We start from the raw sequence: 12,374 nt of genomic DNA on the forward strand, positions 1-12,374 counted from the left end.
GACATCACCTACCTGCCTGTCGGTGAGCGCGGGTTCCTCTACCTGGCCACGGTCATCGACCTGCACTCACGCCGCCTGGCCGGCTGGGCGATCGCCGAACACATGCGCACCGACCTGGTCATCGACGCCCTCAACGCCGCCCAACGCACCCGCGGCAGCCTGGACGGAGCGATCATGCACACCGACCACGGAGCCCAGTACACATCGAAGGACTTCGCTGAAGCCTGCACCGCGGCCGGCGTCCGCCAGTCGATGAGCAAGGTGGGCAGTTCGGCCGACAACGCCCTGGCCGAGTCGTTCAACGCCACCTTCAAACGCGAAACCCTGCAAGGCCGCCGCGCGTTCACCGACGAACGCGAAGCCCGGCTGACCGCGTTCCGCTGGCTGCACCGCTACAACACCGTCCGCCGCCACTCCCGACTCGGACAGCAATCCCCGATCAACTACGAAAACAACATCCGAACAGCACCAGCTACGCTGGCGCCAGCCGCATAAACCCCGTGTCCAAGATCAGGGGTCAAGCCCCGGGTTCCGGGATAATTACACACATGGGGCAGCTGGGATTGTTTTCAAGGGCGGAGTTGGCTGCCATGCGTGACCGGACCAGGTCACGTCGTTATTCCCCGGCGAAGGAGCAGTTCCGCCGGGAGCATGCTCGGCATCGAGAGTGGGGTCTGGCCAGGCGGCACGCCGAGAAGCTCCGCCGTCTGCGCGGTGACACCCCGCCGACGGCCAGCGACCAGCGGGACGGATCGGTGCAGAGGCCGATGCCGCCCTCGCCGGTCACGCAGCCTGACCAGGAACGACGTCCCGCGAGCAGCACCGCGGCAAACGACTGCGGTCCCGCACCACGCCAGGCGGGCGGCGCCGGGCGGCCCGTTCCTGTCCCGAAGCGTCGTCGCGCGTCCACGCCGCAGGTGCGCCGGCCCGCCGGTCCGGCAACGCGTCGAACGGTCGGCGGAAATACACGGCCGCCGGTGCATCGCGGCCGTCTTTCGACAATGCCGCGCACGGCCGGGCGACATTTCCGTCGAATGCTCCGCACGGTGGGGACAAGTAACCACTGTCCCCATGGACCGCCGGTGCCGATTCCCGAATGTGTAGACATTGGCGATGGCCCGCACGACGCGCACATGGGCAGATCCGGAAAGTGCGGCGCCCGGGGTTCTCACCATCGGCGCTGCGCAGCGTCACCGCGGTCCAGGGGTGCGGCCCGCCCACCTTCAGCGCGCGCGAGTACATCAAGCCTGTCCGGATGCGACGCTTTCCTTGCACGAGAATCCGTCGAGAAGCTTGTCGACTGCCTGCGAACCCGCCAACCTCACCGAGACCGGACAGCGACGCGACCGGCCGACCGTCTCAACAGCTCGACCTTGTTCCGGGCTGCCCACTGGCGGATCGACTTGAGCGCGGCGAGGGTGTTCGCTGCGGACTTACGGCGGTGTACGACGCCCCAGAGGATGTCGTCGCCGATCGAGTAGCAGCCGTGGAACTGCCGCACCCCGTGCAGCTTGTGATAGCTCGCCGGTAGCCGGTCCGGATGTCCCGCCGGTGCCCAGCCCGCCCCGCCGTGAGGGCGGATGGTCGCGTTTTCGTCCGCTGGAACGGCAGGTCGTGCTTGCGCAGCAACTGCCGGAGTCGTTCCCGACCGATCTGGGACCCGGCGGGTGCCGCGGTTGTGGGCCAGGTAGTCGGCGAGTTTCCGCAGCTCCACCGGGTGAACGGCTGGCCGGGGGCTTCGGGTCTGATGCTGGCCGTCGCGACGATGAACGTCTCGTCGTCTTCACTGATCAGGCGGGGACGGCCACCCGCCCACTGAGGGTTGAGGCTTCCCATGCCCATCTCGTTGAACCGGTGAATGACCTGCCGGACCGAGTCCTCATCGGCCTGGACCAGCCTCGCGATCACCGGCACGCTGTTGCCGCCGGCCGAGGCCAGCACGACCATTGCCCGGCGCAGCCGGATCGCGGAGCCGGTTGCTCGTCTGGTTATCCGCAGCAACTGCTGACCTTCCTGGTCGGACAGCCGCCGCACACGCACAGGTTCTGCCACCCCGACAGCCTGACCGCGACAACGCCGCCCGGCCTGCGGGCCGGGCGGCGTGTCATCCAACACCGTGAACGTTTTGGTCAGGGCACTGGATCTACCGAGAACCTACCGCGGGTCAGCCGATCGGGGCGCCGCGGCTGCGCATGAACGGCAGCGGGTTGATGGCGTTCTTCGGGGTCGTCGGCGGGGAGTTGGTGTGGACCTCGAAGTGCAGGTGCGGGGCCGAGGAGTTGCCCGAGCTGCCGACGTAGCCGATGAGCTGGCCGGCGGTGACCTTCTGGCCGACGTTGACGACGCCACGGCGGACCATGTGGCAGTACAGCGTGGAGATGCCGTCGGCGTGCTGGATCTTGACATACCAGCCGCAGCCCGTGATCCACCGGTTGCCGACCCGGTCGCAGCTGAATCCCCACGTGATGTTGCACGCGACTGTGACGACCGTACCCGCCGAGGCCGCGCGGATCGGGGTACCGGTGGGGGCCATGATGTCGACGCCGACGTGGCTGCCGGGCCTGAAGCCGGGCTCGGCCGTGCGGCCGGGCAGCGGGGACACCCAGACCGGCGCGGCGGGCGCTACCACGGGTGCCGTGGTGGGCGGGGGCGGTGCCGTCGTCGTAGGGGGTGCCGTGGTGGGCGGTGCCGTGGTGGGGGGTGCGGTGGTGGGCGGTGCGGTGGTGGGCGGTGCCGTCGTGGGGGGTGCGCTGCTGGGCGGTGCGCTGCTGGGTGCTTCGCTGGGCGGTGCGCTGCTGGGTGCCGCGCTGCTGGGCGGTGCGTCGCTGGGTGCCGCGCTGCTGGGCGGTGCCGTGGTCGGTGCGATGTTGGGTTGGTGCCCGCAGAGTGGCAGATCCGCGTCCGGCCGGCGGATGAAGGCGTCTGAAACGTATGTGCCGTTGGTCAGCCGGTCCCACAGGTCGGTCACCCGGACCGTGCCCTCGTCGATGAGCTGGCCCTTGACCTGGCATTCGATCGCGACCGTTGCGCCGTTCGGGATGGTGCCCACCTTGGGCTTCCAGACGTAGGCGCCGGTGCGGGCGTTCAGCGGCACCTTCGGGGAGTCAACCGTCCCGCTGGCCGCGGCCTGCGCGGTGGGGGCGGTGGTGGGTGCCGCTGTGGTGGGCGCCGCGCTGCTTGGCGCTGCGCTGTTGGTCGGCGTGACGTTGGGTTGGGGGCCGCAGAGCGGCAGATCCTTAGCCGGCCGGTCGATCCAGGCGTCCGAGACGTATGTGCCGTTGGTCAGCCGGTCCCAGAGGTCGGTCACCCGGACTGTGCCCTGGTCGATGAGCTGGCCCTTGACCTGGCATTCGATCGCGACCGTTGCGCCGTTCGGGATGGTGCCCACCTTGGGCTTCCAGACGTAGGCGCCGGTGCGGGCGTTCAGCGGCACCTTCGGGGAGTTCACGGTCCCGCTGGCCGCGGCCTGCGCGGTGGGGGCGGTGGTGGGTGCCGCTGTGGTGGGCGCCGCGCTGCTTGGCGCTGCGCTGCTTGGCGCTGCGCTGCTTGGCGCTGCGCTGCTGGGCGGTGGGGTGGTGGGTGGTGCCGTGGTGGGCGGTGGTGTGGTCGGTGGTGCGCTGGTGGGCGGCGCGCTGGTGGGAGCTGCGACGTTGGTTTGGGGATCGCAGAGTGGCAGATCCGCCGCCGGTCGGCGGATCCAGGCGTCCGAGACGTACGTGCCGTCGGTCAGCCGGTCCCACAAGTTGGTCACCCGGACTGTGCCCTGGTCGATGAGCTGGCCCTTGACCTGGCATTCGATCGCGACCGGTGCGCCGTTCGGGATGGTGCCCACCTTGGGCTTCCAGACGTAGGCGCCGGTGCGGGCGTTCAGCGGCACCTTCGGGGAATCGACCGTCCCGCTGGTCGCGGCCTGCGCGACGGTCGCCGGTAGCACGGTGGCCAGGATCGTCGCGGCCAGAACCGCTGTGGCGGCGGCGGCAGCGGAGACGGACCTGATGTTGCGCAAGGAGTACCCCCCAGGGCGAGCGGACATGCGGCGGGGGACCCCGGCCCCGCCAACGCCAGCCCGAGCTTCCTGGATGAGTTGACCTTGGTCAAGCCTGACAAAAGGACATCAACACGGCTGTGGTCGGCGCATTTACCCGTCGTGCGCCGGTCGTGGGCGGCGCACAGGCCGACCGTCTCGGGCGGCAGACGAGGCATGGTTTCCGGTGTGGTGCGGCGGCTGTACTGGCGTCCCACGGAAGCGATGCGGGCGCACGGCCGGCCAGCCGTATTGATCATCATTCATGGGAGTGCATGAATGCGTGCAGGCGGGTCCCGTGGTGGCGCGGGGACGGGGTTCGCCGCAGCCGCCATCTGCTGCGTGGCTGGTCAATGCGCGCCTCAACCGCTGCGGTGGACCGCTGCCGTGGGTGCCGGATCGAGAAGCCGGCCGGGCTCTGGGCCGGGCTCATCAACCTCGGCCTGATCGCCTTCCTGTTCGGGTTTCGCGCCCGCTGATGGATCGCCCGACCCGTCGAGCATCGCGTCGAACACCGCCTGCCGCGGATTCGGATGCGCCACACCGGAAACCGTCATCAATGTTGCGGAATCGAACAGAAGGGCCTTGTCTGCCAAATTGGAATCAATGCACCATGTGAGGTTAGGAACACCACATGACCGAATCACCCGTTCGGGTGAGGTGCGCACAGCTTCCTCGCCCGCATTCGCCGCCGCGGGTCGCAGAACGGTCACCCTATTGGCTGATGGTTCGTTTGGGCGTGTCATCGCCACGAACAATTTCGCAGCCAATATAATTCAGCCCGCTCAGCCGGTCGAGGCTCTGTGGGTGCGGATTTCAGCCGTGGGTCGAGGCGTTCCTCGGCGGGATGTTGACGCGAACCTCGAAGTGCGGGTGCGGGGCAGAGGAGTTGCCCGCACCGCCAACCCGGCCGGCGCGACCATGCTGACCCCGCGCTGGCCGTGGCCGGTGCGGAGACTGTAGAGCGGCGGCTCGGGAGAGACGACGGCCGCAGCCCGCGCGGCGGTCGCCAGAACGGCGGTGGCGACGGACCTGCGCATGAGGTACTCCGGGGCGAGCGGCCGGGAGACCGCGAACCCCGCCGACGCTCACTATGCGTCGGCGGGGTCCGGTTCTGGCGGTTCGGTGTTGTGGCGCGCCGGTGGCTACGGCGCGTTCGCCACGCCGGGCGGCAGGAACCGGGCGCCGGTGACCTGCTCGGAGACGCCCTCGCGGTCCAGGTACGGGGTGACGCCGCCGAGGTGGAACGGCCAGCCCGCGCCGAGGATCATGCACAGGTCGATGTCCCGCGGGTCCGCGACGACACCCTCGTCGAGCATCAGCCGGATCTCCTTGGCCAGGGCCTCGGTCGCCCGCGCGCGCAGTTCTTCCGCAGTGGACGGCTGGTCGCCGACCTCCAGCAGGGCGAGCACCTCCGGGTCCGGGTTGCCCTCGGCGTCGGTGAAGCCGCGCTTGCCGGCGCCGACGACCCGGGCCAGGTTGGCCGAGACGCCGAACCGGTCCGGGAACGCCGTGTGCAGCGTCTCCGCGACGTGCGCGGCGACGGCCGGGCCGACCATCGTGAGCAGCGCCATCGGGCGCATCGGCAGGCCCAGCGGGTCGAGGGCCGAGTCGGCGACGCCGATCGGCGTGCCGTTGTCGACGGCGGCGGTGACCACGCCGAGGAAGCGGGTCAGCAGCCGGTTGACCACGAACGCGGGCGCGTCCTTGACCAGTACCGACGACTTCTTCAGCGCCTTGCCCACGGCGAACGCGGTGGCCAGGGTCGCATCGTCGGTCTGTGCCGCGCGGACGATCTCCAGCAGCGGCATCATCGCGACCGGGTTGAAGAAGTGCAGGCCGACCACCCGCTCCGGGCGGGCCAGGTCGGTCGCCTGCTCGGTGACCGACAGCGACGACGTGTTGGTGGCCAGCACGCAGTCGTCTCGGACGATCGCCTCGATCTCGGCCCAGACCTGCTTCTTGATCTTCAGATCCTCGAAGACGGCCTCCAGCACCAGGTCGGCGTCGGCGAACACGCCCTTGTCGACCGAGCCGCTGACGAGCCCCTTGTACTTCGCCGCCTTGCCCGGGTCGAGCCGCCGCTTCGACACCAGCTTGTCGATCTCGGTGTGGACGTAGCCGACGCCCTTGTCGACGCGCTCCTGGTCGAGGTCGGTGAGCACGACCGGTACCTCGAGCCGGCGCACGAACAGCAGCGCCAGCTGGGAGGCCATCAGGCCGGCCCCGACGATGCCGACCTTGTTGACATCGCGGGCCAGGCCGGCGTCCGGCGCACCGGCGGGCCGCTTCGCGCGGCGCTGGACGAGGTCGAAGGCGTAGAGGCTGGCCCGGGCCTGATCGCCCAGGATGAGGTCGGCGAGGGCCTCGTCCTCGGCCGCGGTGCCGTCGGAGAACGTCGCGTCCTTGGCCAGCGCCAGCAGTTCAAGCGCCCGGTTGGCGCTGTTGACGGCGCCGTGCAGCCGCTCGTCGAGCTGGTGCCTGGCGAAGTACAGCACGCCGTCCCACATGTCCCGGTCGATCTCCGGCCGGTTCACCGTGACGGAGCCGTCGACCACGCCCTCGGCCCACTCCAGGGACCGTTCCAGGTAGTCCGCCGGGTCGAAGATCGCGTCGGCGATGCCCAGCTCGTGCGCCTGGGCCGGCTTGAGCTGCTTCTGCGTCAGCGGGTTCTGCAGGATGACCTGGGCCGCCGGGGCGATGCCGATGAGGTTCGGCAGCAGCTGGGTGCCGCCCCAGCCGGGTACCAGACCGATGGCGACCTCGGGCAGGGCGAGCGCCGCGGCGCCGGAGGAGACGGTGCGGTAGTGGCAGTGCAGCGCGACCTCCAGGCCGCCGCCCATCGCCGCGCCGTTGATGAACGCGAACGTGGGCACGGCCGAGTCGCGGAGCTTACTGAAGACGCGGTGGCCCAGCCGGCCGAGCTCGACGGCCTGCTCACGGGAGGTGATCAGCGGCATGCCGGTGATGTCGGCGCCGACGCAGAAGATGTACGGCTTGCCGGTCAGCGCGATGAGCTTCGGCGCCGCGGCGACCGCCTCGTCGATCGCGGCCTCCAGGCTGGCCAGGCCGGCCGGGCCGAACGAGTTGGGCTTGGTGTGGTCGAAGCCGTTGTCGAGCGTGATGAGCGCGGCCCGCTCGCGGCTGGGCAGGGTGACGAAGCGCAGCAGCGCCCTGGTCACGACCTCATTCGGGTTCGTCAGCGCCCCGGCATTCGTGATGGTCACTTGCCGCCCTCCCAGTTCGGGTTCTCCCAGATCACCGACGCGCCCATGCCGATGCCGACGCACATGGCGGTGAGGCCGTAGCGCACGTCGGGCCGCTCGGCGAACTGCCGCGACAGCTGTGTCATGAGCCGCACGCCCGAGGAGGCGAGCGGGTGGCCGACGGCGATCGCGCCGCCCCACTGGTTGACCCGCGGGTCGTCCTCGGCGATGCCGAAGTGGTCGAGGAAGGCCAGCACCTGCACGGCGAAGGCCTCGTTGAGCTCGAACAGGCCGATGTCGTCGATGGTGAGCCCGGCGAGGCGCAGCGCCTTCTCGGTGGAGGGCACCGGGCCGTAGCCCATGACCTCGGGCTCGACGCCGACGAAGCCGTAGGACACCAGCCGCATGCCGATCGGCAGGCCCAGCTCACGGGCCACCTCCTCGGCGGCGATGATCGAGGCGGTGGCGCCGTCGTTGAGGCCGGCCGCGTTGCCCGCGGTGACCCGGCCGTGTGGGCGGAACGGCGTCTTGAGCGTGGCGAGCTTCTCCAGGCTAGTCGCGCGGGGCGCCTCGTCGACGGTGGCCAGGCCCCAGCCGGCCTCCGGGTCGCGGGTGGCCACGCTGACCAGGTCCGGCTGCAGCTTGCCGGCGGCGTACGCGGCGGCGGTCCTCACCTGTGAGGCGTAGCCGAACCGGTCGGCCCGCTCCTTGGTGATGCTGGGCAGCCGGTCGTGCAGGTTCTCCGCGGTCGAGCCCATGACCAGCGCGGACGGGTCGACAAGCTTCTCGGCGAGGATGCGCGGGTTGGGGTCGACGCCCTCGCCCATCGGGTGGCGGCCCATGTGCTCGACGCCGCCGGCGATGGCCACGTCGTAGGCGCCGAACGCGATGCCGCCGGCGACGGTGGTGACCGCCGTCAGCGCGCCCGCGCACATGCGGTCGATCGCGTAGCCGGGCACGCTCTTGGGCAGCCCGGCCAGCAGGGCGGCGGTGCGCCCGATGGTCAGGCCCTGGTCGCCGGTCTGGGTGGTGGCGGCGATGGCGACCTCGTCGACGCGCTCGGGCGGCAGCTGCGGGTTGCGCCGCAGCAGCTCCCGGATGCAGCGGATGACGAGGTCATCGGCTCGGGTGTTGGCATACATCCCACCGGCCTTGCCGAACGGGGTGCGTACGCCGTCGACGAAGACGACGTCGCGGACAGCACGGGGCACGGGAGTCCTCCTAGCAACGAGTTACCGGCAATGTTACTAGCCAGTAGGTCGCTGTGAACCCCTTCGCGACGTCATGCTGGTGATCCCGGCCTGTTAGTCACTTTTCAGTGTTGTAGTCCTTCTCAGTGTGTTTGTCCGGCGAGGTCACGGTGCTGGTGCCAACGCGCTCGTCAGTCCCGGTGTCACCAGCGCCACCTGCCACGGGCGCGCCCCGTAGCCGGAGAGCACCGCGGCGACGGCGTCCTCCGTGAGCTCCTCGGGCGGCGACCAGGCCAGGCGGCGTACCGAATCCGGGGTTATCAGGTTTTCCGGGGGCAGCTGGTGCGCGGCCGCCAGCCCGGTCACCAGCTCCCGGCACCGGGCCAGGCGCCCCGCGGCGACGGGGTCGCGCTCCGCCCACCGGTGCGGCGGCGGCGGTCCCTCCGACGGAGGGGTCGTGGGCAGTTCCTTGTCCGGCAGCGCGCGGGAGTCGGACAGCGCGCTCAGCCACGTCGGGGCGAGCCGGCGCACCGAGCGCCCGCCGAACCCGGCCAGGGCCAGCAGCGACCGCTCGTCCTTCGGGTCGGCCTCGGCGGCGGCGATGATCGCGGCGTCGGCGAGGACCCGGCCGGGGCTCGCGTCGCGACGCTGGGCGATCTCGTCCCGAGCCGTCCACAGCGCCCGCACGCGGGCCAGGGCGCGGGCGCCGCGCACCCGGTGGATGCCGGAGGTGCGCCGCCACGGGTCGGCGCGCACCCGCGGCGGGTCGCCGGCGGAGGCGACCAGCGCGGCGAACTCCTGCGCCGCCCAGTCGGTCTTGCCCTGCCGGGCCAGCTCCGCGGCGAGCGTGTCGCGCAGTTGCAGCAGCAGCTCGACGTCGAGGGCCGCGTAGGTCAGCCAGGCCGGTGGCAGCGGCCGCGTCGACCAGTCCGCCGCGGAGTGGTGCTTCTCCAGGGTGTACCCCAGCAGCGACTCCGTCAGCGCCGCGAGCCCGACCCGCTCGAACCCGCACAGCCGGGCCGCGAGCTCGGTGTCGAACAGCCGGGTGGGGCGCAGCCCGAGCTCGGTCAGGCACGGCAGGTCCTGGCTCGCCGCGTGCAGGATCCACTCGGTTGGAGAGATCACCTCGTCGAGCTCCGGCAGCTGGCCGAACGGTAGCGGGTCGATCAGCACGGTCCCGGCGCCCGCGCGGCGCAGCTGCACCAGGTACGCCCGGTGGGTGTAGCGGTAGCCGGAGGCGCGCTCGGCGTCCACAGCCACCGGGCCGGTGCCTCTGGCGAACCGTTCGACGGCACGCGCCAGCTCGGCCCGGTCCGCGATCGGCTCCGGGGTCCCGTCTAGGGGGGCGGTCAACAGGACGGGCTCGGTCTTTGCGTCCGGATTGCCCGGACCGTCTGGCTCCTCGTCCCGACGCCGCATGGGGGGTTCGTCGGTCACGCGACAACCGTACGTTGCGCCATAGGTCCCTTGGTGCAGCCGGTCCGGCGCGTCGGCGTTCTTGGGATCTTCGGGGGTGCGTTCGGGCCGCGGCGCGGGACGGACAGACAGGGGTGGCCGCCGGTACGGTGCGCGTGCGTGGGCGACCGGTTGTGTCGAGTGGTTGCCACGAAGGTCGCGGGGCTTGTTCAGGCGGTCTAGGGTGAGGGCCGACCGCGGCGTTGCCGGACGACCTCCCGCAGAGGTGAACGTGTCCGTCGAAACGGGTGGAACCGTGACAGGAAGGAAACGAGAAGCATGACGGCCGGGTATGACCCCTCCAACCCGGTGGCTTCCGGCAGTTCTGATTCGTATGATCCCGACCGCCCGCGCCAAGCGGCCGGCAACGGTGACGACCCGGAACGACGCGGCCCACTTCCCCCCAGGATGACCTCGACCGGCTCGTTCCCGCCGGTCACCGGCGCCATCCCGGCGGCTGCCACTCCCGCGCCCGCCACCGTCAGCGGCCCCGCGCCGACCGGCTCGATCCCGCCGCAGCCGACCGGCTCCTGGCCCGTGCCGGGGCCGGTCATGCCGCCGCACAGCGTGCCGCCGGTGCCTTCAGTGCCGCCAGTGCCTTCAGTGCCGCCAGGGCCGGCCGCCACCCGCCGCAGCCCACTCGGCGCGATCGCCATGGTGCTCGCGATCCTGCTGCTGATCGTCGTGGGCGTGCAGGCCGCCTTCATCGTCGACCTGAAGCAGCGGGTCGACCGGGCCGACGCCGCCGCCAAGACCGCGCAGGCCGGTGACGCCTCCCGGCTCAAGGCCCTCGAAGACCGCGCCGACAAGCTCGAGCAGAAGACCGGTGGCAGCCTCGACGCCGCCGAGGTCGCCTCAAGCGTGCGCCCCAGCGTGTTCCGGGTCGCCACCAGATACTCCACCGGCACCGGCTTCGCCCTCGGCAAGGCCCCGGCCGGCGGCGGCACCGACCTGATCACCAACTACCACGTAATCGCGGACGCCTACCAGAGGGGCGAGAAGAACGTCAGCCTGGAGCGCACCGATCAGCGCTTCCCCGGCAAGATCGTCGAGGTCCACCCCGACAAGGACCTCGCCGTGCTGCACACCGACGAGGAGTTCCCGCGCCTCGTGTCCGCCTCGGCCGTGCCGAAGGTCGGCGAGCCGGTGCTCGTCATCGGCTCCCCGCTCGGCCTCGAGGACACCGTCACCACCGGCGTCGTGAGCGCCTTCCGCACCCTCAGCGGCGAGGCCCTGATGCAGTTCGACGCGGCCATCAACCCCGGCAACTCCGGCGGCCCCGTGTTCAACGCCAAGAAAGAGGTGGTGGGCGTCGCCACGCTCAAGGCCCAGCAGGCCGAGGGCATCGGCCTCGCCATCCCGATGTCCGTGGTGTGCGACACCGTCCCGAGCGTCTGCTGATCCCCTCACCGCCCCAGTCCGTCCGTCCCGGCCACCGCCGGGTGCTTCACGGCCGCGCAACCCGGAGCGCCGGCTGTACGACTCCCGCCGGGGCGCTGCCCGGCCGGGACCACCAGGAGGAACAACATGACATACCCCGGTAGCCCGCAGGGGAACCCGAGCGAGGGATACGGCTACCCCAACCCCAACGCCCCGGCCGGCGCGTACCCGCCGCCCCAGGCCCCGGCCTCGCCGTACGGTGAGCAGCCGGCGCCGCAGTACGCCCCGGCCCCGGCCTCGCCGTACGGTGAGCAGCCGGCGCCGCAGTACGCCCCGGCCCCGGCTTACGGCGAGCAGCCGGCGCCGCAGTACGGCCAGCCCGTGCCGCCGCAGCCCCAGCCGGTGCACGACCAGAGCACCACGCAGCTGCCGACCTACGGCGAGGCCTCCTACAGCCTCGACCCGTCGGTCTCCGGGCCCCCCACGACCCCGGTCCAGCAGTTCGCGCCGCCCATGTCCGCGCCGCCCATGTCGGGCCCGCCGATGTCCGGCCCGCCGACCGCGTACGGCCCGGTCTCGGCCCCGCCGATCACCGGCTTTCCCGGCCAGCCGGCGGCCTACCCGCCGGTCGGGCCTCAGAAGAAGCGCGGCGTGGCGGTCCCGCTGCTGGCCAGCCTGCTCGCGCTGGCGGTCATCGCGGCAGGCGTCTTCGTCGGCCTGTACGTCGACAAGTCGGACAAGCTCACCAAGTCCGAGACCCAGTCGGCCCAGCGTCAGGCATCCCTGGACACGACCAGCAAGGACCTCGAGCAGACCCGCAGCGACCTGAAGGCCAAGGCCGACGAGCTCACGAAGGCCCAGCAGGACCTGCGTGGCACCCAGGCCGACAGCACGGAGGCCAAGCGCCAGCGCGACGTCATCGGCAAGTGTCTGACGCTGCTGTTCGATGCGCTGGAAGCCTCCGCCGCGAACGACAAGACCACCATGCAGAACAAACTCAAGGAGATGGACAAGCCCTGTACCGATGCCCGGTCGATCCTCGGCATCTGACGCGGCGCGCCAACGCTAGCGCTCACACGGATCAGGGCCGGCTCCCAAACGGGTGCCGGCCCTGATCCG

At 71.1% G+C, this 12,374-nt stretch carries 10 protein-coding genes; 4 read left to right on the forward strand and 6 right to left on the reverse strand.

The features are described from left to right. On the forward strand, window positions 1-495 hold a 495-nt coding region (locus AB0367_RS08725), incomplete at its 5' end, for an IS3 family transposase (RefSeq protein ID WP_366225626.1). A gap of 864 nt (window positions 496-1,359) precedes the next feature. On the opposite strand, the gene AB0367_RS08730 is transcribed toward AB0367_RS08725, so the two are convergent. After that, the gene (locus AB0367_RS08730; protein WP_366226028.1) at window positions 1,360-1,914 is read right to left on the reverse strand and encodes a helix-turn-helix domain-containing protein; all 555 of its coding nucleotides are present in this window, start codon (window positions 1,912-1,914) and stop codon (window positions 1,360-1,362) included. On the opposite strand from AB0367_RS08730, the gene AB0367_RS08735 reads away from it, so the two are divergent. After that, window positions 1,859-2,008: a hypothetical protein gene (locus tag AB0367_RS08735; protein ID WP_366226050.1), complete on the forward strand. Its 150-nt coding sequence runs from the start codon at window positions 1,859-1,861 to the stop codon at window positions 2,006-2,008. The genes AB0367_RS08730 and AB0367_RS08735 overlap by 56 nt on opposite strands. A gap of 156 nt (window positions 2,009-2,164) precedes the next feature. On the opposite strand, the gene AB0367_RS08740 is transcribed toward AB0367_RS08735, so the two are convergent. From AB0367_RS08740 to AB0367_RS08760, 5 genes are all read right to left on the reverse strand, one after another. Beyond that, window positions 2,165-4,006, reverse strand: a complete 1,842-nt coding sequence (locus tag AB0367_RS08740; protein WP_366225627.1) for a peptidoglycan DD-metalloendopeptidase family protein — start codon at window positions 4,004-4,006, stop codon at window positions 2,165-2,167. A gap of 380 nt (window positions 4,007-4,386) precedes the next feature. Next, complete coding sequence (locus tag AB0367_RS08745; RefSeq protein WP_366225628.1) at window positions 4,387-4,737, reverse strand: hypothetical protein; 351 nt, start codon at window positions 4,735-4,737, stop codon at window positions 4,387-4,389. 432 nt (window positions 4,738-5,169) lie between these two features. Then, entirely contained in the window at window positions 5,170-7,251 is a 2,082-nt protein-coding gene (locus tag AB0367_RS08750) for a 3-hydroxyacyl-CoA dehydrogenase NAD-binding domain-containing protein (RefSeq protein WP_366225629.1), read from the reverse strand. Further along, complete coding sequence (locus AB0367_RS08755) at window positions 7,248-8,441, reverse strand: acetyl-CoA C-acyltransferase (RefSeq protein WP_366225630.1); 1,194 nt, start codon at window positions 8,439-8,441, stop codon at window positions 7,248-7,250. The genes AB0367_RS08750 and AB0367_RS08755 overlap by 4 nt, the downstream gene beginning before the upstream one ends. A gap of 144 nt (window positions 8,442-8,585) precedes the next feature. Continuing rightward, complete coding sequence (locus AB0367_RS08760; protein WP_366226029.1) at window positions 8,586-9,839, reverse strand: HRDC domain-containing protein; 1,254 nt, start codon at window positions 9,837-9,839, stop codon at window positions 8,586-8,588. A 444-nt stretch (window positions 9,840-10,283) separates the two neighbouring features. On the opposite strand from AB0367_RS08760, the gene AB0367_RS08765 reads away from it, so the two are divergent. Continuing rightward, on the forward strand, window positions 10,284-11,276 hold the full coding sequence (locus AB0367_RS08765) for a trypsin-like peptidase domain-containing protein (protein ID WP_366225631.1): 993 nt from the start codon (window positions 10,284-10,286) through the stop codon (window positions 11,274-11,276). Between the two features lie 126 nt (window positions 11,277-11,402). Further along, window positions 11,403-12,305 carry a hypothetical protein gene (locus AB0367_RS08770; protein ID WP_366225632.1) on the forward strand — a complete coding sequence of 301 codons (903 nt, stop codon included), beginning with the start codon at window positions 11,403-11,405 and terminating at the stop codon, window positions 12,303-12,305. Window positions 12,306-12,374 lie beyond the last annotated feature (69 nt).

The organism is Dactylosporangium sp. NPDC051484, assembly GCF_040689395.1.
Lineage (GTDB): Bacteria > Actinomycetota > Actinomycetes > Mycobacteriales > Micromonosporaceae > Dactylosporangium.